The sequence below is a fragment of the Candidatus Neomarinimicrobiota bacterium genome (assembly GCA_030743815.1).
Taxonomy (GTDB): domain Bacteria; phylum Fidelibacterota; class Marinisomatia; order Marinisomatales; family S15-B10; genus UBA2146.
On record JASLRT010000097.1, the window covers coordinates 13,962 to 37,038 of the forward strand.

Here is a 23,077-nt window from a genome sequence, read left to right on the forward strand (position 1 = left end):
TTATCTGGCCCCCCAATCGATGTTGAAGCCCGGCGAAGCTCCGGACAGATGTCGGCTTGTGAGGCTGTCCATAAGATGGGTGTACAAGACGGCACCCTTTTCACGCAGAACGCTCTGGACCACTACATCATAAACTTCGTCGAGACCTTGGTACGTTTGAGCGCGGTAACGCGCCAGAACTTCAATAACATGGTAGCCGCGACTGCCCAAAATAGGACCAAAGACACCCCTCCCAGCCTTGGGGCCGAAAACAACAGATCGAAGTTCTTCGCGAAGGTCCTGGGGAGAAACAACTGCGGCCTCAACCCGATAGTTGTTCAATAGGTCGAGGCGAGACTCGCCATCGTACCGCAATAACTTGGACTTTACCTCTAGCGCCACGGAATGTTGGGGTAGCAAGAAATGCAGCATTTTTACCGAATCGCTATGTCGCAGGTATTGGTGGCGGTTTTTCATATAGTGGTTTCGCAGCTCTTCAGGGGAGACGTTAGTTGCAGCCGAAGAAGAGAGATATGTGTCAAGGAAGGCGGCACCATAACGCTGTTTGCGGAATTCGTTAACCTGCTTTTCAATCATCGTATTTTCCGTCATCCCCCCATCAACTGCGGCCTGATAGAGAAGTTCCCTTGTAACCCAGCGCACCACGGCTTGGCGGGAAGCGAAGATAGAATCAGAAGAGGGGTGCTGCAACACAAGTGTGGCGAGAACTTCAGCCGTAAGGGCGCTGTCACCGACCTTAATTATATGAGAAGCCCCTTCAGGGGGGCCTGAGCAACCAAGTAGAAGAAAAAAGAAAAAGGGCGTCACGTGGCTGAAATGTACTGTTGGCGAAACAACTAACACACTTTTTCTAATAACACGCATTAAGAACCCAAAGTTAGACGTGGCTCAAATGGAATCAAAAAGGTAATGCAGAACAGAAAACGCCTCAGAATTTGACGACGCGCTAACAGTAAGCGTAAAAGTTCCGTCCTTGTGGTTGCCAAACGAGGCGGCCATGTTCCGGGCAGAAAGAACAGAAGAGAGTTTTTCAAAAGAGTGGGAAGGGTGCCCACGCTCTTCCACGGGCAGAAAGTAGAGAGTAACGCTGTCAGCCACAAATTTAATGCGCTCTATGCCGGCGTGAGACGCACGGGCTTGGACGGAGGCGGAATCAAACAAAAGCTTGGCTGGTGTGGGAAGAGGTCCGAAGCGATCTCTTATTTCGTAGCGTACATCGTCGACATCATCAACGGTGCGTGTTTCACCGAGCAGGCGGTAAAAGTAAAGGCGGTCGCCAATCTCAGTAATGTAGTCTGACGGCAAAAGAGCCTCTCCCTTAATGGAAATGTTTGTTCTGACATGACGGGGTGTTTCTGGAGCGCGCTCGAGACGCCTGTTAGCCACCTCTTCTATAATTTTATAGTACAAGTGGTGTCCAACAGAGGTAAGGTGGCCCGCCTGTTCAACGCCGAACAGGTTGCCGGCACCGCGCATCTGAAGATCTTGTAAGGCGAGTGCGTACCCGGAGCCGAGCGAAGTGTGGTGCTGGATATACCTGAGCCGCTCGGCGGCTGTAGTGGATATTTTCTTGTTTTTCGGAGTAAGAAGGTAGCAAAACGCTTGGCGGTCTCCTCTGCCGACGCGCCCCCGCATCTGGTAAAGCTGGGCCAGCCCGAACTTGTGCGCATTATTTATAAAAATAGTGTTGGCAAGTGGTATATCCATGCCAGCCTCTATAATGGTGGAACAGACGAGAACATCAATCTTTTTGTTCAGGAAGTCAAGCATAACGGACTCAAGTGCTGCATCAGTGAGTTGGCCGTGTGCGACAGCGACACAGAGATTGGGGAGAAGCTCACGAAGCACATCTGCAGTCGATTCGATTGTTTTAACTCTGTTGTGTATAAAAAATGACTGCCCCCCCGCTTCTGCTTCTTCGAGGGCGGCCTTTCTGATAACGCTTTTATTGAATGGAGAGGAAACTGTAATTACAGGAAAGCGCTCCCTTGGCGGTGTTGAAATGTTTGATATATCGCGGATACCGAGGAGCGAAAACTGTAGAGTGCGCGGTATGGGGGTGGCACTTAAAGTCAGGACGTCTGTGGTGCTACGCTCGGCCTTCAGAAGTTCTTTGTGTTTGGCGCCAAAACGGTGCTCTTCGTCAACGATTAAAAGGCCAAGCAGAGGGATGGAGAGATTTTGTGAAAGAAGGCGGTGCGTGCCAACGACGATATCTACCTCCCCCCTATTTGTGGCTCGGATTAATGAGATGGACACACTTCTTTTGGTAAAGCGTGACAGAAGCGCGACGCGAACGCCCAGCGGCTCAAGCCGGGATTTAAAAGAAAGAAAATGCTGGTTAGCCAGGATTGTGGTTGGGACCAGAACCACAACCTGCTTCTTATCATAAACGGCCTTAAACGCGGCCCTTATAGCAACCTCTGTTTTTCCAAAGCCGACGTCACCACATAGAAGCCTATCCATAGGGCTTGGGCGCTCCATGTCAAGAGAAATGTCTTCGTATGCGTTAAGCTGACCGGAGGTCTCTTCGTAAGGGAAAGACTCCGCAAGGCGTGTGTGGAGTTCGCCGTCGCTGGAGAAAGCAAAACCGTTAGCCTTGTGCCGAGCGGCGTAGAGATCAAGGAACGCCTGAACAACCTTTTCAGCTGATCGGCGCGTCTTCTGTTTTAGTTGCGCCCAACGAGAATTGCGCAAACTGGAAAGAGCAGGTGAGTCGTTGTCTGATCCGACATAAGGGTGAACAAGGTGAAGGCGATCCATTGGCAAATGCAAGTAATCGCCATCAGCATATTCAAGGTCAACGGCCTCATAGCTGCCATGGGATGTTTCCACAACAGAAAGGCCTCGATACCGCCCAATACCAAGGTCTTCGTGCACGAGGGGTTGACCCCATCCAAAAAGAGAGCTTTGAAGCGGTTTCACGGGTGGCTCTCTAGTCGTTGGTATTAGTGTTCGAAGCCGTGCGCGGCGGTATAATGTGTTTAGTGAAGTAGAAAACAACGACAGGGGCTCACTATAAAAAGAGTAATGTCCCGGAAATGATACAGGTGTAAAATCAGCTAAAAACACAGTTTTTTTTGGTATTGAGCGGACGTGCTGTGGCAGAAAGATAAGTTTTGTGCAGTTCCCCCCACTTCTTTTATCAATCAGCGTGAGATCGGCATCAAGGGCAGTCCAGTTTTCATTGAAAGGTCCCTTGGGGATGCAATTGAGATTGACAGGTTGTTTCGATGGTATGCCGTCGCTTGCCGCCGATACAATAGTTAGCACATCTGAGCCGCCAACACTAGAAACATTAAAAAAAGACGCGTCTTTAGAGAGGAAATCGCGTAGAGAAACACCTGCGCGGTTTTGTTGAGAGATCTTTATGGGGGGTAAAACGGTGAGCTGTGAAGTAACTGCTTCGTGTGTTTTGCGCTGTGACTCTGGATCAAAATAACGAGCCGTAGAAAGCTCTTCACCAACGTATTCGAGACGCAACGGCTGATCGTTCCCAAAGAAAAAGACATCCAGAATGCCACCGCGGACAGAAAAGGAGCCTGGGCTGAAAACTGAAGAAGTTCGCTCATAGCACCACGCTGACAACAACGCCAAAACATCTTGATATTTATATGATTGCAAGGGCAAGGCCCGTGTGTTCGGAGGGTCTTCAAGGGTGGTTTTAATACGCCAATGGTCTGCGGTATATTGATGAATAAGCAGGACACTGGAATGAGAAGAAAGGAAAAGAGCCAAGCTTTGAATGTCAGCGAATGACGACACCTCTGAAGAAGAGAGAGCAAAAGATTTAAACGGTAAAAGAGCCAAAAAAAGATCAAAAAGATAAGAGAGAGAAACACCCCGGCCTAATGAAATAACAAAATTGGATGAAGCGACACGTAGACGGGCGGCGAACAAAAAGGGTATAAGATCAATGTGTGTGTTGGTCAGGGAGGGTGGACTATCTTTACCAAACCAAGGAGACAGGGGGTTGTTGTTAAAGATGTGGTCTAGCAGAGGTTCTGCTGTGAAAGGAGGCGTTTCACGTGGAACAACCACTACAGAGATGCTACAAGAACGGTGAGGGCGGCCACATCAGATGGGGACACGCCTGAAATGCGAGAGGCTTGACCCAATGTTTCTGGCCGAACAATAGAAAGCTTCTCTTTTGCTTCAGAAGAAATAGAGATGCAGGAAGAAAAATTAAATGATTCAGGTATACGCGTGTTTTCTCCTCGCCTCATGTTTTCGACCTGAAGATACTGCTGTTTAATGTATCCTTCGTATTTTATAGAGGTTTCAACTTCATCTAGAACGTCCTGTAGAGAGCAGCCGCCAAGAGGAGTTCGGGCGGTGTTAAAAAGATTAAACTCTTGTAGCAGGCTGATAGAAACAGGCGGGCGCTTCAAGAGCCTGTAAAGAGTCGTAGACGAATTAACAGCACTTTCGCACAATGAAGATAAAAGTGTATTAGCAACCTCTTTTTTTACTGCCTTCTGAGATAATTCAGACAAAATTGACTTAATAAGACCCCCCTTTTTTTGCACAAGATCATAAGAAGAATCACAAACCAAACCGAGACTATGACCGACTTCAGAGAGACGCAGATCAGCGTTAGTGTGGCGCAAAAGTAGTCGATACTCAGCGCGAGCAGTAAACATGCGATAAGGCTCCTGCGTGTCTTTAGTAACAAGGTCGTCGATCAAAACGCCGATATAGCATTTATCGCGTGAAAAAGATATGGGCTCGCGATCAAGCACCAAGTTGGCAGCATTAATGCCAGCGATAAGTCCTTGGGAGGCAGCCTCTTCATAGCCGGAAGTTCCATTAATCTGTCCAGAGAGAAAAAGGCCAGAAACGTCTTTTAACTGTAAATGTCTGTTTAGCTGTGAGGGAAAGAAAAAATCATATTCAATAGCATAGCCAGGCCTGAAAAAAGAAACGTTTTCCAGGCCGGGAATTAAGCGTAAAGCCGCCAGCTGAAGCTCCTCAGGAAGGCTGGTAGAAAAGCCGTTTGTATATATCTGTTTTGAGCCACGCCACTCGGGCTCTAAAAAGATCTGGTGAGCGTCATTATCGGGAAAACGAACCACTTTATCTTCAATGGAGGGGCAGTATCTAGGGCCGACCCCCTGAATCTCACCACAATAGAGGGGCGACATGTGAAGATTCTCGCGAATGAGATCGTGAACAAAAGGATTAGTTTTAATTATATGACACGGCTCGTTTGGTGGAGAAAAGGAACTCGTTTTAAACGAAAATGGACGCGGCCCCATATCTCCAGACACAACCTTTAATTCTGACCAATTTATAGATTCGCGGACTAGGCGAGGAGGCGTGCCAGTTTTAAGTCGACCGGCCCTTAAACCAAGCGAGACAAGAGATTCAGTGATACCCGTGCTTGCCTCTTCACCCATGCGACCGGCCCTTATTTTGCGGCGCCCAACATGTATAAGTCCGTTAAGAAAAGTGCCACAAGTTAAAACTAGTGCGCGGCAGTGAAGGGAAGCTCCAGATGATAGTACAACGCCCGCAACTGAATGGCCGCGAACAAGGACACGATTTACCTCAGACTCGAGGATGCGAATGTTTTCAATAGAATTAATATGGTCACCGACAAAGCTTACATAGGCTTTTTTGTCAATCTGCGCTCGCGGTGACCAGACGGCGCGACCCTTTGATTTGTTTAACATTTTAAATTGAATTCCGGAGGCATCTGCTGCAACACCCATAATTCCGCCGAGAGCGTCAATTTCACGAACAAGATGTCCTTTAGCCAAACCGCCAATGGCGGGGTTACAGGACATTCTTGCTATAGCGTTAATGTCTATAGTTACGAGCGCGACAGAGCACCCCATGCCCGATGCTGCCAAAGCAGCCTCAACGCCGGCGTGACCACCACCCACAACGATTACGTCATACTTGTTCATTTATATGTTTTGTGTTTCACGTGGAACACTATTTTCCCACACAGAAACCAGAAAAAATATTGTTGATAATTTCATCGGAGGTGGTTCGCCCAACAATGGAATCAAGTGAGGACAAAGAAGACCGGACATGAAGAGCAAGCACATCTAAGGGGGTGCCATCAGAAACGGCAGACAAGGCGCACTCTAAATGTTCAAAGCAACTGGTAAGCGCTTCGAAATGACGCGCATTGGTGAGCAGAATTTCACTGTCTGTTGATGTGGGAGCCATCAAATCACCTATAGTTGTGACTAAACCAGCAATGCCGGATCCGGTAAGGGCAGAAACTAAAAATGTGGACAACCTTTTAGAGGAGTTTGTGTATTGTTTTTTTTGCTTTGACGAGAGAAGGTCGCTCTTATTAAGTACGGGTATAAACTTCTGATCATATGGACTGTTTGCAATTGAATCGGACAAATCAGAGGGGGACGATGTGTTGTCGTGAACCCAGAGAAGTAGATCGGCTCTGTCAATAAAAGATTGAGCGATGGAAAGCCCACTGGACTCGATCTCGTCAGAGGCTGGCCGGTTTCCTGCGGTGTCTATGATTTGTACGGGAAGGCCGTTTATCTGGTATTGAACTTCGACCGGGTCTCTTGTGGTACCTGGGGTTGTTGAAACGATGACACGCCTTTCAGATAGGATTGCATTTAGCAGGCTTGACTTGCCGACATTTGGTGCCCCCACAATAACGACTACAGCACCACGAACAATCCGGCGACCAGTTTCGTAGGTTAATAATAGTTTTTTAACAGTAGCGAGAACTGAGTTAAGGCTTTCTATGCGCTCCTTAACGGTTAATTCCGGCACCTCACTTGAATCAAAATCGAGCTCCGCCTCAATTACCGAAAGAAAGTCAACCAACTGTTGTCGCAAAAGGTTTATTAGGTTGGCAAATTTCCCACTCATTATCTTATAGCTGGCCGCACGGCCGACATCCGTTTTGGCGCTAATTAATTCTGCAACTGCCTCAGCCTGGCTAAGATCCATCTTGCCGTTAAGAAAAGCCCTTTTGGTAAATTCGCCCGGAGCGGCCGCATCACAACCATATAAAATACAGGCTTTTATAATATTTTTTGGCACAACATATCCACCATGGCTTGAAATTTCTAAAACATCTTCTCCTGTGTAGGAGTTGGGCGCCGGGAAAAATGTGACAACCGCTTGATCTATTTCTAAGCCATCAAAATCAAAAAGCGGCGTTAAAAGAGCATGGCGAGGCCTAAAGTCGTCCGCTGGCCTGTTTGTTATTGATATGGCGGTGTCGATAGAAGCGGGACCGCTGATGCGAATTACAGCAATTCCGCCCACCCCAGAAGGTGTCGCTAGAGCTACAATAGTAGAAGCACCAAATGAGCTCATTATTTAAACTATCTTTTAGGTTTTTGGGGGAGAGCGGGCTGACTGGGCGGGTGTACAAGATATTTCTGTTGAAGAATAGTCAAAACATTAAAAAGTGTATAATAAAGATTTAGACCGGAGGGGAAATTGTTAAACAGAAGAAAAAAGAAAACTGTCATAAAATACATCATAATCTTTTGTTGTGACTGAATTTGTGCGCCAGACATTTTTTGCTGCACAAAAATAGAGACACCCATAAGGAGGGGAAGAACCGCAACCTGGTCACCGTAAATAGGGAGGCTGAAGCCTTCTGGAAAGCGATAGATTGTATCGGGGGCAGAAAGGTCTTTAATCCAAAGCATAAACGGTGCGCCACGCAACTCAATTGTGGTGCGAAAGACAGTGAAAATGGCAAACAGAAGGGGCATTTGAAGTAACATGGGAAGGCACCCGCCCAAAGGGTTAACACCGTGCTCCTTATATAGCTTCATTGTCTCTTGGTTAAGGCGCTGTGCATCCCCCCCGTATTTTTCGCGCATAGTAGCAATAAGTGGTTGTATCGCTTGCATTTCTTTAGTTGACTGGTAACTTTTCTTTGTTAATGGATAAACTAGTATTTTCACAGCCACTGAAAAAATAACAAGTAAAACACCATAGTTAGGAATATAGTCGTGCATTGCCACGAGCAAATAGAGAACCCCCTTAGATATGCCCCTGATAAAAGACCAGCCAAAATTCATGGTCTTTTCCAGCCCCACATTCAAATCTTTTATGTTGTCATACTTGAGGGGGCCAAGATACAGAGAGCATGATGCGTGGCTCCTTGAAGGCAGGCCTACAGCCATGTTGTATGTTGGGACTAAAAGCGCGCCACTTGCGTTTGAATAAGACTCGTCAAATGAAGACAGGCTGCCGAAATTGCTGGCGGTGCGGGGTATAAGCGCAGCGGTGAAATATTTGGATCTCAACGCGGTCCAGCCAGTTTGGCCTGTTGAGGCTATCTCTTTTCCAGGGTCGCCCTTGTGCTTGGTGGTCTCACCACCTTGGAAAAGGTGTGCGGCAAAATACTGAACATCGTCTTTTTTATTGGCCTCAGTAGTCGGAACACCACCGTGCCAGACTAATCGGAATTGTTCTTGAGAAATTTCAGTGCGACTGATCTCTGAAAGATCGATTTCAAAATCGATGAGGTAGCTGTCGGCGTAAAAGGTAAGGCTTCTTGTTATTGAGCCACCCGGGCTTTCAAAGAGAAAGGTCACAACCTCTTTCTCACCGTCAACGAAAAGCGTACTTCCGCCAGAGAAGCCGTCAACTAAAGAGAAAGGAAAATCGAGCAGAGCGACATTGCCGTTAACATCTTTAAACTCAACCAATGGATTTAAATCGTTCTGCCCTGGATTAATAAGCTGAACGTATTCACCGTCTTTATAGAGATAATTTTTTAGAAGAAAGGATGAAATTGTTCCGCCGCCCATTGATGATATGGTGGCTGAATATAAAGGTGTTTCAACGTGAAACGTAGTCGCAGCCGGGGACGTAGTTGAAAGGCTACTCATTACATTCGATGGCGGCTCAGTTAGTGATCCGGCCGAACTTTCTAATGTTGAGCCAGACGCGGTGGGGTCGTAATCAAAGGGTTGATCCTCAGGAGTAGTAACCGGTGCTCCACTCTCTGGTGAAGGAGTAAGGCCGACAGTTTCGTAGTAATAGGGCATCAACATGAGTATGCCGGCGATGATGAGAAATGCGAGGAGCGTTTTTTTGTCCACAAGCTAAATTATGGAGCGGGGTCAAAACCGCCAGATGAAAAGGGGTGACAGCGCAAAATACGCTGAAGACCAAACCAAAAACCGATAATCGGGCCCCGACTTTTTACCGCCTGAATGAAATAATCAGAGCAGGTGGGATGAAAGCGGCAGCTGTTTGGAAAAAGGGGCGACATAAAAACCTGGTAGGCCCTGGCTATAAGCACAATAAAAGCGGTGACCACGCGCCCAACATAACTGGTTGAAAGACCTAATGAAAACATCATTTGAGTGTTGGGATGATTTAAGAAAAACATTCGCAAGGCTTAAAATCCAAGCAACCGGCGCCGGCAAACATTGTGTCAGGCAGACAGACGCTTACGACCCCTGCGACGGCGCCGCCGAAGAACCCTTCTACCCCCAGGGGAAGAAGCCCTTGCGCGGAACCCGTGTTTGTTTTTTCTCTTTCTTTTGCTCGGTTGATATGTTCTTTTCATAATAATTCCCCATGAAAGATCAACGCTAAAGTTAAAATAGTAAATAGAGCAAACCAAGCCATAGAATCTATTTGCCAGGCGTAGTTTATAGCAATAAATTAAAGCCGAAAAGGAGTGTGGACAACCTGTGGACAACCTAAAAATAGATAGAAACGGATTTTGGAATAGAATATCAAAAGAACTTGAGTCAGCTGTGAGTTCTCAGACATACGCAACCTGGTTTGAGCCACTTAGGGCTGTGAACATAGAAGAAGAAACTGTTACAGTTGAAGTGCCGAGCAGGTTCTACTATGAGTGGATAGACAGTCACTATGGATCTCTGATACAGGAGAAGATAAAAAGTGTGCATGGGCTTGATATGCAAATAAGATATACAGTTGTAGTGGGTGAAATGGATGGTAAAACACTTAATAAGGTAAAGAAAATAAGGAAAACAGAAGAGAACGCGGAAGAGAAACAGTATGACCGGGGTAGCAAGCTTAATAAACGATATACGTTTGATTCGTTTATTGAAGGGGGGAGCAATCAGCTTGCAAAGGCCGCAGCAAGAGCTGTTGCAGACTCTCCGGGACAAACATCGTTTAATCCCCTGCTAGTTTACGGCGGTGTTGGGCTGGGGAAAACGCACTTGCTACAGGCGATAGGTAACTGCGTTATTAAGAACAGGTCTGAGTGCAGGGCCCACTATACAACAAGCGAAAAATTTACACTTGACTTTATATCAGCCATTCAGAACAACAGAACGTCAATATTTTCTAAGAGACACAGGAACCTTGACCTTCTATTGGTGGACGACATTCAGTTCCTGCAGAAAAAAGAACAAACGCAGGAACAATTCTTTCACACATTTAATGAGCTTTATCAGCAGGGACGTCAGATAGTGCTGACGACAGACAGACACCCGCGAGAGCTTTATGGATTAAAGGACAGGCTCGTTTCGCGGTTTCAGTCGGGCCTGATTGTTGATATACACGAGCCGGACCTTGAAACTCGTATCGCTATATTACAAAGCAAGGCTGAGCGGGACAGGCTGGACATTCCATCTGAAATCCTGGAGTTTATCGCCACGAACATCAGGGGCAATATACGGGAAATGGAGGGGGCGCTTATAAAACTACTCGCATTTTCATCGCTGTCACACTCTGACGTTACCATGTCTCTAGCACAGAGAGCATTGCGCGAAACTCTTGGAAGTACGGGGCTATATAGAATAACAATTGATGACATTATTAGCGGGGTAAGTAGAATGACGAAGGTCTCAGAAAAGCAGCTCACCGGACGGGGAAGAAAGATGGAGGTGGCGCTGGCAAGACAAATGGCCATGTATCTCTGCCGGGAGATGGTGGGGGCGTCGCTTGAAAATGTGGGGCTTCATTTTGGGGGGCGCGACCACACGACCGTGATACACGCTTGTAGGACAATTAAGAGCAAAATGGAGAAAGATCAGGCATTCGCGGAGCAGGTAAAAGGTCTCCAGGCACAAATGGGCGGATGAAGAAGTTACGGCGACCAAGACAGGTGAGTAGAAATAAATTCTTTAGAGCTTTGCGGCCGCGGCGGTAATTTATATACACCGCATGTATCCATGTATTTGACAAAGCGTCAAAAAGAGATATTAGATTATCTAAAAGATTTCGTGTCGAAAAACGGCTACGCCCCCACGTTTAACGAGATCGCGGTGGCATTCGACTTCAGGTCTAAAGGGACGGTCTATAAGCATATTAAGGCGCTAAAGAACAAAGGGTTAATTCAGCACGAGTGGAACAGAACGCGCGCAATTGAAGTGATTGAAGAAAGCAGAGAGAGTAGAATGCTTCCTGTTTTAGGAGTGGTGGCGGCAGGGATCCCTATTGAGGCAATAGGGTCTTTTGAGGAGCTGGAGCTACCAGACTCGTTTATCAGAGGGGGGAGCCACTATGTCCTGAAGGTTTCCGGCAACTCCATGGTAGACGAGCAAATAAGAGATGGGGATCTTGTAATTGTTTGTGAAAAGGACATGGCCGAAAATGGAGAAACTGTTGTTGCTCTGATTGACGGTTTTGAGGCGACCATAAAGAAGTTCTTCAGGCGAAATGGAAAAGTCGAGCTTCGCCCAGCAAACGAAAATCTGAAGAGCATAGAGTTGGGAGAAGAAAGAGTTCAAATACAGGGTATTGTTGTAGGTATCTTACGGCGGTATTAGAAAGGAAACCATGATAGAAATCGGCACGAGCATTCGAGCGGTTACACTGGAGAACCAACATGGGGAGAAGGTCACGCCTGCCGGCTCGAATAGAAAAGTCGTATTCTTCTTCCCTAAAGCGAACACTCCGGGGTGAGCCACTGAAGTGGCCGAGTTTCAGTCACAGATAGAGAAGTTTTCGGAAGAAAGAGTTGACATATATGGAGTCTCAGCGGACCCTGTTTCAGCACTGCTTAAGTTCAGCGATAAACACAATATTGAGTATTCATTACTAAGTGACTTGGAAAAAGAACTTATAAGTCAGTTTGGTGTCTGGGGAAAAAAGAAACTTTACGGCAAAGAGTATGAGGGAATTTTCCGCAGCACCGCCATTCTTGATGGAAAAAATGTGGTGACGCACGTGTTTCCAAAAGTGTCACCGAAAGGACACGCCGACCAGGTCCTTGAAATTCTTCGAGACTTTGGATACTCGTAACCTACCTGATAAGATGGACAAGCCTCATAGGCAGTTGGCTTGGAAACTATTCTTCAACGCGGTGGCTCAGATGAGTCCTGAGGATGCTGTACAAATTATGGCACCTATCCTCAAGAAAGCCAGTGGTCAAGCTGAAGACCACATGAGGCTCTCTCCCGAGACAGCACTGCTGTTAGTAATCGATGTGCAAGAAAAGATTTTCGCCACCATGCACGAGGAGGTTGAGACGGAGGAAAACATTAATCGTATTGTTGCAGGGGCGAAGATATTGAAGTTACCCATTATCTGGACGGAACAGTATCCGAGGGGGCTCGGCCCAACGATCGCCTCTGTTCAAGAGTTACTGAAAGATAACGAAAAACTGGAGAAGATCGCTTTCAGCTGTCTCGGTGATGCTGCTGTAAAAGAAAGCTTGCGAACACATAACAGAAAGCAAGTACTTGTTTGCGGCATTGAGGCCCATGTGTGTGTCTATCAGACAGTTGTTGATCTAGTAGAAGAAGGTTATGATGTCCATTTGGTGACAGACGCTACCATGTCACGAAAAGAATCAAACTATCGCTTGGCCGTGACAAAAATGGGGAGGATGGGCGCGCAGCTGACATCGGTGGAAATGGCTCTTTTTGAACTTCAGAGGGTGGCCAAAGGTGACACATTTAAAGCAATCGCCGGCACCATCAAATAGAATAAGATCTTCAGGCCAAGCCCAAGCAATTGAACGTTGTCATATAGGTTGTTGAAGGGGAAATTCCTGTCACAGGCAGCTGGAATAATGACGCATTTACCAGGCTATTGGTTTGAATAAAAGGAGAACAACCATGATATCACCCATGAAACGCACCCACACCCCTGTGATGCTGCTAGTGGCTGTGTTTGCAGCGGCAATTGGTTGGTCTACTCCAGTGACGGAGGAGATTGACATCCCGCACGAGAAACACGTTTTGGACAACGGATTAACGCTCATCATCCATGAGGACCACAAGGCGCCCATCGTTGCCGTAAATGTCTGGTATCATGTGGGATCAAAGAATGAAAAGCCGGGCCGGACGGGTTTCGCACACCTGTTTGAGCACCTCATGTTCAACGGATCAGAGAATTTCAATGACGACTATTTTATTCCTTTAGAGAAAGTAGGTGCTACTGACCTCAACGGGACCACGAACGAAGATCGGACAAACTACTTTCAGAACGTACCGTCTAACGCCACGGACTTAGTACTGTGGATGGAATCTGACCGAATGGGCCATCTTCTCGGCGCGATAGACCAGGATAAATTAGATGAGCAACGCGGCGTCGTTCAGAATGAAAAGCGGCAAGGGGAAAACCAGCCGTATGCGATCGCCTATGAACTGATTACCAAGAACACCTTCCCGAAGGGGCACCCCTATTCATGGACAGTGATCGGTTCCATGGAGGACTTAGATGCCGCTGAGCTGAATGATGTGCATAAGTGGTTCAAGGACTACTACGGCGCTGCCAACGCTGTCATCGCCATCGCTGGCGACATTGATGCGGAGGCGGCCAAAGCGAAGGCTGAGGAGTACTTCGGTACGATCCCGCCTGGCCCGCCGGTGAAAAGGCAGGACATGTGGATTGCCAAAATGTCGGGTACGCATCGGCAGATTGCTCAGGATCGAGTTCCGTTGCCGAGGATTTACAAGGTCTGGAACATTCCTCAGTGGGGCTCCGCTGATGCCGATTATCTTGACTTGGTAAGTGACGTCCTGGCGGTGGGAAAGAACTCACGCCTGTACAAGCGGCTGGTGTACGAAGACCAGATTGCAACTAATGTGAATGCTTATGTGGATCTGCGCGAAATTGGTGGACAGTTCGCTATCGTGGCCACTGCGCAACAGGGCGTAGATCTCACGGAGGTTGAAAAGGCTCTTGATGAAGAAATCGCGACCTTTCTAAGGAAAGGCCCCACGAAGCGTGAGATGGAACGGATAAAAACACAGTACAGGGCGAGGTTCATCAGAGGTATCGAAAGGATAGGCGGCTTTGGCGGCAAGTCTGATATCCTTGCCAGGAACGAAGTGTATGGCGGAACTCCCGATCACTACAAAGTGACGCTGGAGAGGATCGCCTCCGCCTCCAGGAACGATCTGAAGAAGACAGCAATGAAGTGGCTTTCTGACGGCGTATACATTCTGGAGATTCACCCCTTTCCCAAGCACATGACCACTGAGACAGATGTAGACCGTTCGAAGTTACCGGACGTGGGAGGGTTTCCCGCTCTTGAGTTGCCCGATATCCAGAAGGTAACTCTCTCAAACGGCCTGGAAATCATTCTCGCTGAGCGTCATGAGATTCCTGTGGTGAGTCTGACACTGGTGGTGGATGCGGGCTATGCGGCGGACCAGTTTGGCCTCGCCGGAACAGCCAGCATGTCCATGTTGATGCTGGATGAAGGGACTAATAGTAGAAGCGCGCTCGAGATTAGTGACGAACTTAAGGTGTTGGGAGCACAAGTAAGTGCGGGGGCAGACTTGGATATATGCATCGTCTCTCTATCAGCGCTGAAGGAAAATCTCGACGCCTCTTTGGATGTCTTTGCAGATGTAATCCTCAACCCCACTTTTCCCAAGGATGAACTTGAGCGGCTGAAGAAGCAGCGGCTTGCTTCCATCAAGCAAGAAGAAACAAGACCCATAACCATGGCCCTTCGTGTCCTGCCAGCGCTGTTGTATGGCGAGGGGCACGCTTATAGCAACCCGTTGACTGGCAGCGGAACAGTAGCGTCGACGGAGTCCATGACCCGGGACGACTTGGTCAGCTTTCACGACAGTTGGCTTCAACCCCAAGGCGCTACCATGGTAGCCGTTGGAGATATTACGGTAGATGAATTGGTTACCAGCTTGGAGAACCTGTTCAGTGACTGGAAGCAGAAGACGGAGTTACCTGGAAAGAATATATCAGAGGTGTCCCTTCCCGCTCAGTCGAGGGTCTATCTCATGGATAAACCAGGGGCAATTCAGTCTATCATCATCGCGGGACACTTGGCGCCGCCCACGAATAATCCTGATGAAATAAGAATTGAGACCATGAATACCATTCTGGGAGGCGCTTTTACCTCTCGTATCAATATGAACCTGCGGGAGGACAAACACTGGTCCTACGGTGCCAGGAGTTTGTTCTGGGAGGCCAAGGGTCAGCGCATGTTCTTCGCCTATGCTCCAGTGCAGACAGATAAGACAAAGGAGTCCTTGGTAGAATTGAACAAGGAACTGCGGGGAATCATAGGAGAGAATCCGGCGTCAAAAGAAGAGCTGTCAAAAGCGCAGAAGAGCCAGACGCTGCGGTTGCCGGGCAGGTTCGAGACCATGAATGCAGTTTCGGGAGCCATTGTTGAAATGGTCAAGTTCGGAATTCCTGAGGATTACTATGAAACCTATCCCGGTCTGGTTCGTGGGCTAGATATCGCCGAGATATCTCAGGTGGCTAAGAACGTGCTCTACCCTGACAGACTGACGTGGCTGGTTGTGGGGGATAGGGAGAAGATAGAAGCGGGAATCAAAGAACTGGGGTACGGCGAAGTTCAGATCATTACGGTGGGCGGAGAATAGTTGGCTTCCCGGGCTTAAGTATCTCACAAACCAAAGCGTTTCCTGACAATATAGAAGGCATGTATGACAGAAGGGTTTGAGTTCATAAAGGAGTCGGGCGGAATCAAAGAATACCGCCTAATAGAAAACGATCTAACGGTCTTGTCTATGGTAGACCACTCGGCGCCGGTGGTAACATTTATGGTGACATATCGGGTGGGGTCCCGCAATGAGGCGATAGGACATACTGGTGCAACTCATCTGCTGGAGCATCTTATGTTCAAGGGATCGACGAATTATAGTAAGGATAACAGCAAGACAATCTGGAGAGTGTTACAGGACGTTGGCGCTGTTCTGAATGCGACGACGTGGTTCGACAGGACAAACTACTTCGAACTTCTCCCCAGTGAGCACCTTGAAAAAGCAATTTCTATTGAGGCAGATCGGATGCGACACGCGTTCCTGCGGGACGAAGACCGCCAGCCCGAAATGACGGTTGTGCGTAACGAATTCGAGCGCGGCGAAAATGAACCGTTCGAAGTGCTGGACAAGAATATCTGGGCCACCGCCTATCAGGCCCACCCCTACCACCACGCTACAATCGGCTGGCGCTCGGACATTGAGAACGTTTCCACGGAACGCCTGCGACAGTTTTATGACACATTTTACTGGCCGAACAACGCCACGGTAAGCATTGTTGGGGGCGTTGAGGGGAAAACAGCCTTGGGCTTGGTGATAAAACATTTCGGGTCGATAGGTAGGTCTACGCAACAGATTCCGGTGATGTATACAACTGAACCTGAGCAAGAGGGTCAGAGGCGTGTCGTTCTGAAGCGGGCTGGCGAGGTGCCGATTGTGGGCATCGCTAATAAATCACCCGAAGGGCGCCACGGCGACAGCTATGTACTTCAGGTGCTGGCATCCATTCTCACATCTGGGAAAAACAGCAGATTCTACAAAAGCATTATGGATCGTGGGCTGGCTACAGATGTTTCCGTTTGGGCCCACCCGCTCCACGACAACGGACTTTTTATTACTTATGCTTTTGTAACCCCCGGCACAGAACCGGAGCGGGTAGAGAAATTAATCTGGGATGAATATGAGAGTCTTAAGGAAAAGGGTGTTAAGAAGCAAGAGGTTGATAAAGCGAAAACTAGAATACGGGCAGAGACAGCTTTCAGCCGTGACGGCTCTTACTCGATTGCCAGCCACCTGAATGAGGCGATTGCCTTGGGCGACTGGACCTTTTATACGACGTATCTGGAGCGGATAGAACAGGTAACGGTAGAGGATGTACAGCGCGCATGTAAAACATATCTTATAGAGGATACGAGTACTGTGGGTCACTTTGTTCCCACGCAGGCGGGCGAGGCTGAAGGGTAGACCTGGGCGGAAAACCGAAAGAACACCAGCTAACGAAAAATGGATTTGATCGCGCCACAGATAAATGACGTTACGCCTGTTGATGGAGTCAGGGTCCTCTCTTTGGAGACGGGAGTGCGGGATGTTGTCACTATCACCGGCAGTCTGTTGGGAGGCGAGGTGTTTAGTCCGGACAGCAACAGCGCTGTGGCTGAAATGACGGCGTCTATGCTGGATCAGGGCACAGAAGAGAGGGACAAGTTTGCTATTAGCGAGACCTTGGAAAATGTGGGCGCGGCCCTCACATTTAGTTCTGATAATTACCGCGTGCGCTTTGGTGCCAGATGTCTATCAAAAGATGTAGGTGTCGTTCTGGAACTGTTGGCTGAGCAACTTAGGACACCAGCCTTCAAAAAGAGAGAACTTGACACTCTAATTAAGCGCAGGGTAGGTGAGTTGAAAAAGCACTCAGAGGACACCAGAGCGCGTGCAATGGAAGCGTTCCTGCAGACACTCTATCCTGAAGACCACCCCAACTTCTACACCCCTATGGAGAGACAGCTTGCCGAAACAAAAGCAATTCAGGCGCAGGAACTGAAGAAATTCCACGGGGACAATTACGGCACCAGGAAGCTTACGATCGTTGCTGTGGGTGACGTAAATCATGAAAAAATTACAGGCGGTGTAAAAAGACATTTTTCAGGGTGGCAAATGTCGCCGCTATCAATCGCCCGGCAGGATGAAGTCGTAGCCAACACAATTGGTGAGCCGGTAGACAAAACGATTGAGATGAAAGGCAAAACAAGTGCAGACACGGTTTTTGGTCAGCCGATCGGTATTGATCGGGACCATGAAGAGTTCCATCCTCTTATGCTGGGGCATTTCATCTTGGGCGGAAATTTTTCAGCCCGCCTCATGTCAACGGTACGCGACCAGGAAGGACTGACGTATGGAATCCAGGCCATCGTTGCGGGGGTTGACAATGGAAATGATGGCTACTGGTACGTCTGGGGGACTTTTGCTCCAGAACTGACGGCTCAGGGACGAAAATCGGCGGTTAAGCAGCTGAAAAAATGGATTGAGAACGGGGTCACTGAGGATGAGCTGGCAAGAAAGAAAACGACAATTGGTGGAATGTATAGGGTCGGCCTTGCAACAACTGCCGGCCTTGCCGGGCGGATCCTCACAACTGTTGAGCGCGGTCGCACGCTGGATTACATAGACAGCTATCCAGACAGAATTGGTGCAATAACATTGGACCAGGTGAACAAGGCCATCAGAGGCTATTGTGACAGCGGGAAGCTGGTAACAGTGGTGGCCGGCGCTACAAACAAGTAATAGCCGTTGTGGACGTAATTCTTACGGCAGCCATTACTGCTAACGGAATGATTGCGCACCACGCTGAAGAGGTGATTCAGTGGTCAGAAGATCTCCACCTCTTCAGAGAACAGACGATGGGCCAGACCGTTGTGATGGGGTCAAACACTGAGAACACCTTGGCCGCGGAACTGGAGGGGAGAGAGACGGTGGTAATGCATCGCGATATGGACCCTTCAAGAGTATTGGGACAAGTCAAAACAGAAAAGTGTTTCATCGTCGGCGGAGCAAGAACATACAGTCGTTTTGCACCATTCCTGACACATCTCTTTCTGACGGTTCATCCCCAGGTGTTCTCCAGCAACTCTCTACCGCTGTTCAGCCATCTTGATAACGACATGCGGCTGGAATTCAAGAGATTGGTGGATGTGAATAGCGAAAGGGGAATCTATCAGCTCCAGTATAAGGTTCTGTAGCGTGAGACCTAACAGGAGTAATTCCACAGACCGAACCTAGGTGTGATCTATTAAATGTTCGAGATTCCACCAACAGATGAACCAGCCGCCGGCGCAATCATCTTTCTGCACGGCTGGGGTGCCAACGGCCGCGACCTTGTTCCGCTTGGTCAAAGTCTGGGATTTAACAATGTGCAACTCGTTTTTCTTGAAGGAGAGTGTGAAGTGCCGGGAACGATGGGACAGGGCAGGGGGTGGTTCGCAATTCCTCCAAACGAACATCTTGAAGAGGAACGCTTCGCCAGCAGGCGAAAGATAATCTCTGCCATCGAAGAGATTTCATCTCGAGGAATTGACCGCAGTAGGGTTATTCTGCTGGGATTCTCTCAGGGGGCCAGCATGAGTCTTGATGTGATGTTGAACCATGAGAAAGGGTTGGGTGCCGTTGTTGCTTTGAGCGGGTTCCTGATGGAGACAGAGAAAGTACGCAAGATGAAGAATCTCCATGTGGACGTACCCATCTTTGCCGCCCACGGCACCCACGATCCGCTTCTGCCGTTTGAGCCGAGTAAGTCGTCAGTCCTGACGCTTTGTGAGGTAGGGTTCGATGTGGAGTGGCATGAGTATCCCAAGGCGCATGAAATTGTACAGGAAGAACTGTCTGCTGTCCAGCAGTTTATAAAAAGGGTTCTCTCTTAAATTATGGTTACTTTGTTGTAGAAGCCAGAGTAGCCGTGTAATCCAGAGAAGGAGCGTCTACAGGAACCTCGGGCCGTTCACCTGACCGCTTCGCCTTTACAAGAGCCGACTTCACTTTTGCGCGGAAGGTTCTATCTTCAATTGCGTTAATGATCTCTATATCGCCATCGAGCCCCTTGAGGACGTACTGATTGATTCTGGCTTCTTCGCCGACTTCGGCAGCGGGCGCCAGCTCTGTTGCGCTCGCCGCAGTGGAGGGGACGCCCCCGCCTAACATAAACTGGTTAACTATTTCAACAGCTTCAGGTGTCGCATCAGGGGTGATGCCGGCTCGCTTGGCTTTTACATAGGCAGATTTCGCCTTTGCCCGCAAAGGTTTCTCCGTAATGTTATTCAATAGATCCATCCCATCAGCTAGTGCCTTTGCCACCAGAGCGTCGATGAATGCGTCATTGATAATGATCTTTTCTTGAGCGGGCGCTGCTTCAGCCGCCACCTCAGCTTCCGGCGCCTCGGGCAGTGCCTCGACAAGGTTTCGCAGGACGTCCTTTCCACGCCACGAAAACATAGCTGCGGTAATAAAGCCGAGAAGGGTGTTGTTGCTGGAGTGATAATTAACTTCAAGACAGTTGGTGTACGGTTTTAGTTTGAAGGAGACAATCTCACGGTTGAAGGGAAAGAAGCGCATCTCCATGCTAAGGGTTCTGCAGGGATCAATGGTGACGAAGCGGCAAGGAACAAAAGGTGCACCGAAGAAGGGCTTAATCTTAAAACGGCTTCCCACTTCCATTCTATATTCTAGCAGAGAGTGGCGGTGAGCCCAACGCACAGCACTCTCATTTGTAACACGAACGCGCTTAATCCATGGGAACCAAAGGTTGTAATTCGCCAGATCGGTGAGAGTTCTCCACACGGTTTCGGCGGGGGCACCAACATCCATCTGTGCCACAGCTGAGGTCGCTCTAGGGTGGAAGCTGACAGAGCAGTCAAGATCGAGGTGCTGATCTTGAGACGCCTGTTGGATGAAGTACAAGATTACAGCAAGAAGAGCGATGCTTGCACCGGCTAACATGGTGAATATCTCCCCTGATTTCTGATCATTTCCCTGGATTTTTTAGGGGTGAAATCTAATAATGAAAGGACTCTTCCTGTAGTGATTTTGTAGCGAAGAATCACTTGTCTGTTAAAAAATGATCGGCTATTATTTCAGCCAGCCAAGCAGGGGGAAAGAGCAGACATGGATTCCAAACTCATCTGGCTTATGACCTTTGTAGGCATCTACTGGGCCTACTGTCTTTTTTGGGGTGTAAAGGGGGCGAGGAGTTCCCGCACCTCAGCTGACTACTTTCTTGCGGGCCGCTCTATCGGAATCTGGGTTTTTGTTCTGGCGGCCACAGCAACCAGCTTCAGCGGCTGGACATTTATCGGCCATCCCGGCAAGATCCTGACGGACGGATTGCCCTATGCTTTTGCATCCTTCTATGCTTTAACAATTCCATTTACCGGTGTTCTGTTTCTTAGGAGGCAGTGGGTTTTGGGCCGGGCGTTCAAATACATCACTCCGGGCGAGATGTACAGCGACTATTACGGTGGCAATGCTATCAGACTCCTGACAGTATTGGTGGCGTTTCTCTTTAGCGTTCCATATTTAGGTGTTCAACTGCGGGCCTCCGGGGATCTGTTCAATGTGCTAACAGACGGGATGGTCAGCGTCAACTTCGGCATGTTCGCCCTATCTGTAGTGGTGATGATCTATGTCGCTTCTGGCGGCCTCAGATCGGTAGCCTATGTCGATTGTGTTCAGTGTGTTCTGCTGGCGCTTGGAATCTCTATCCTCGGTGGTATTGCTATTCATTTCTCCGGCGGTTGGTCGGGGTTTACGGCCGGCATAGCAGATTTTGTGCGTAACGACAGTGCTACAAATGGTAACCTAACACCAGCAGGCCACTCTCCAGTTGTAGCTATTCCGGGAAGCATTCAATTCGTCTCGTCGGGCTCCAAGGCAGCTGGCGGCACGTGGACCGGCATGATGTGTATGACCTACATGTTTGCCCTTATGGGGATTCAGTCATCTCCAGCTTTTTCAATGTGGGCTTTCTCCAATAAGACAAGCCGGTCATTTCGCTGGCAGCAGGTGGCGGCTTCATCTCTGGTTATTGGTCTAATCCTGTTCACATTCACAATCTTTCAGGGAATGGGGGGCAATGTTCTGGTGGCCCGAGGTGTTCTGGAGAGTGCCAACGACAAAAACCTCGTGCCACAGCTTATTAATCTGCTTTCCGACTCTACCCCTTGGCTGGTAGGACTCCTAGCGGTTTGTGCTCTGGCGGCCATGCAGAGTACCGGCGCGGCGTACATGTCAACATTCAGCGGCATGGTAACACGAGATATCTACAAAAAGTATATTTCTCCGGAGGCATCAGACAAAATTCAGAAGTTGAGTGGAAGGATATTCGTTGTTCTGGTGACAGGAGCGGCCCTTATCGTAGCAGCGAAATCGACGCAGGCGATCGTCATGTTAGGCGGACTTGCAGTGGCCTACGGATTTCAGATGTATCCAGCCCTCATGGGCATCTGTTACTTCCCTCAATTTACCCGGAAGGGCGTCGTGGCCGGCCTTGTTATGGGCCTTGTAGTGGTGACGCTGACAGATCGAACGTCCGCATGGTTTGGCTTGCCGTGGGGTGCCTATCCCCTTACCATCCACAGCGCAGGCTGGGGGATACTCTTTAATCTGGTGGTGGCGTTGGCGGTGTCGAAATTCTCAGGCGACACAGATGACGACAGAAAACGGAAGGACAAACGCCACGCCTTTCTCCAGGCTGTTTCAGGGTTGACGCCGGAGAGAAAAAAGAGGGTGTCCCTCGCGTGGGGATTGACACTCGTTTGGTTTCTGGTCGGATTTGGGCCGTTCGCCACCATTGGGAATACGTTGTTCTCTGATCCTAACCAGCCCGCCACGTGGGCTCCGTTCGGACTTCCGTCTCTATGGGTGTGGCAGCTTCTGTTCTTGGTGTACGGCATTTTCGTCATGTGGTTCTTGGCGTTCCATATGGGGCTCTCAGAACCAATCGATCCGCAGAAGGTAGAGGCGACGCACCGGGAACGGTTTAACTGAAGGAGAAATCAGCGGAAAAATGAAGAACCCCCTAGCCCGGTAGCGGAATTTTGTGTTTGCGGTGTTCCGCAAAACATTAAATTTTCACTGTTAGGTTTATTTAAGATTCGGACAATACGAATATTATGTTAAATTCCTCTAATTAGATAACAGGAGTCTCATTATGAAAAAAATGTCAGCCGTCCTTACAATTCTGTTCTCAACCATTCTATCTGCCCAAACCATTGCCGTGGTAAGCTACATGAAAGTTGAACCGGGTAATACGCAAGAATATTTAGAAGTAGAAAAGATATGGAAGAAAATTCATCAAACCCGCTTAGAAAAAGGTATGATCAAATTTTGGGGATTATACAGTGTCATGTATACTGGTACAGCCAGTGAGTATAATTATG

Annotated in this window: 19 protein-coding genes; 11 read left to right on the forward strand and 8 right to left on the reverse strand. The window is 48.6% G+C overall.

Annotated elements, in window-relative coordinates:
* The 7 genes from QF669_08320 to rpmH all read right to left on the reverse strand — a co-directional run bounded on the left by QF669_08320 (position 1) and on the right by rpmH (position 9,532).
* Complete coding sequence (locus tag QF669_08320; GenBank protein MDP6457437.1) at positions 1-864, reverse strand: peptidylprolyl isomerase; 864 nt, start codon at positions 862-864, stop codon at positions 1-3.
* Between the two features lie 24 nt (positions 865-888).
* Positions 889-4,041 carry a DEAD/DEAH box helicase gene (locus QF669_08325; GenBank protein ID MDP6457438.1) on the reverse strand — a complete coding sequence of 1,051 codons (3,153 nt, stop codon included), beginning with the start codon at positions 4,039-4,041 and terminating at the stop codon, positions 889-891.
* Complete coding sequence (mnmG, locus tag QF669_08330; protein MDP6457439.1) at positions 4,041-5,912, reverse strand: tRNA uridine-5-carboxymethylaminomethyl(34) synthesis enzyme MnmG; 1,872 nt, start codon at positions 5,910-5,912, stop codon at positions 4,041-4,043. The genes QF669_08325 and mnmG overlap by 1 nt, the downstream gene beginning before the upstream one ends.
* A gap of 28 nt (positions 5,913-5,940) precedes the next feature.
* A complete protein-coding gene (mnmE, locus tag QF669_08335) occupies positions 5,941-7,311 on the reverse strand; it encodes a tRNA uridine-5-carboxymethylaminomethyl(34) synthesis GTPase MnmE (protein MDP6457440.1) in 1,371 nt (456 codons plus the stop codon).
* A gap of 8 nt (positions 7,312-7,319) precedes the next feature.
* The gene (gene yidC / locus QF669_08340; GenBank protein ID MDP6457441.1) at positions 7,320-9,059 is read right to left on the reverse strand and encodes a membrane protein insertase YidC; all 1,740 of its coding nucleotides are present in this window, start codon (positions 9,057-9,059) and stop codon (positions 7,320-7,322) included.
* An 8-nt stretch (positions 9,060-9,067) separates the two neighbouring features.
* Positions 9,068-9,319: a membrane protein insertion efficiency factor YidD gene (gene yidD, locus QF669_08345; GenBank protein ID MDP6457442.1), complete on the reverse strand. Its 252-nt coding sequence runs from the start codon at positions 9,317-9,319 to the stop codon at positions 9,068-9,070.
* 78 nt (positions 9,320-9,397) lie between these two features.
* Positions 9,398-9,532, reverse strand: a complete 135-nt coding sequence (rpmH, locus tag QF669_08350) for a 50S ribosomal protein L34 (GenBank protein ID MDP6457443.1) — start codon at positions 9,530-9,532, stop codon at positions 9,398-9,400.
* A gap of 127 nt (positions 9,533-9,659) precedes the next feature.
* Here rpmH and dnaA point away from each other — a divergent pair, with 127 nt between their 5' ends.
* From dnaA to QF669_08395, 9 genes are all read left to right on the forward strand, one after another.
* Complete coding sequence (gene dnaA, locus QF669_08355; GenBank protein MDP6457444.1) at positions 9,660-11,027, forward strand: chromosomal replication initiator protein DnaA; 1,368 nt, start codon at positions 9,660-9,662, stop codon at positions 11,025-11,027.
* 90 nt (positions 11,028-11,117) lie between these two features.
* Positions 11,118-11,714, forward strand: coding sequence for a transcriptional repressor LexA (gene lexA / locus QF669_08360; protein MDP6457445.1), 597 nt, complete (start codon positions 11,118-11,120; stop codon positions 11,712-11,714).
* Positions 11,715-11,859: 145 nt separating this feature from the next.
* The gene (locus QF669_08365) at positions 11,860-12,189 is read left to right on the forward strand and encodes a redoxin domain-containing protein (GenBank protein MDP6457446.1); all 330 of its coding nucleotides are present in this window, start codon (positions 11,860-11,862) and stop codon (positions 12,187-12,189) included.
* 13 nt (positions 12,190-12,202) lie between these two features.
* Complete coding sequence (locus tag QF669_08370; GenBank protein MDP6457447.1) at positions 12,203-12,874, forward strand: hydrolase; 672 nt, start codon at positions 12,203-12,205, stop codon at positions 12,872-12,874.
* 133 nt (positions 12,875-13,007) lie between these two features.
* Complete coding sequence (locus QF669_08375) at positions 13,008-15,755, forward strand: pitrilysin family protein (protein MDP6457448.1); 2,748 nt, start codon at positions 13,008-13,010, stop codon at positions 15,753-15,755.
* Positions 15,756-15,818: 63 nt separating this feature from the next.
* Positions 15,819-17,117, forward strand: coding sequence for a pitrilysin family protein (locus QF669_08380; GenBank protein ID MDP6457449.1), 1,299 nt, complete (start codon positions 15,819-15,821; stop codon positions 17,115-17,117).
* Between the two features lie 39 nt (positions 17,118-17,156).
* The gene (locus QF669_08385) at positions 17,157-18,434 is read left to right on the forward strand and encodes a pitrilysin family protein (GenBank protein MDP6457450.1); all 1,278 of its coding nucleotides are present in this window, start codon (positions 17,157-17,159) and stop codon (positions 18,432-18,434) included.
* 8 nt (positions 18,435-18,442) lie between these two features.
* Entirely contained in the window at positions 18,443-18,889 is a 447-nt protein-coding gene (locus QF669_08390) for a dihydrofolate reductase (protein MDP6457451.1), read from the forward strand.
* Positions 18,890-18,943: 54 nt separating this feature from the next.
* Positions 18,944-19,567 carry a dienelactone hydrolase family protein gene (locus QF669_08395; GenBank protein MDP6457452.1) on the forward strand — a complete coding sequence of 208 codons (624 nt, stop codon included), beginning with the start codon at positions 18,944-18,946 and terminating at the stop codon, positions 19,565-19,567.
* 7 nt (positions 19,568-19,574) lie between these two features.
* Here QF669_08395 and QF669_08400 read toward each other — a convergent pair whose 3' ends face one another.
* Positions 19,575-20,639, reverse strand: coding sequence for an SRPBCC family protein (locus QF669_08400; protein MDP6457453.1), 1,065 nt, complete (start codon positions 20,637-20,639; stop codon positions 19,575-19,577).
* Positions 20,640-20,804: 165 nt separating this feature from the next.
* On the opposite strand from QF669_08400, the gene QF669_08405 reads away from it, so the two are divergent.
* Positions 20,805-22,685 carry a sodium:solute symporter family protein gene (locus QF669_08405; GenBank protein MDP6457454.1) on the forward strand — a complete coding sequence of 627 codons (1,881 nt, stop codon included), beginning with the start codon at positions 20,805-20,807 and terminating at the stop codon, positions 22,683-22,685.
* Positions 22,686-22,848: 163 nt separating this feature from the next.
* On the forward strand, positions 22,849-23,077 hold a 229-nt coding region (locus tag QF669_08410; GenBank protein MDP6457455.1), incomplete at its 3' end, for a hypothetical protein.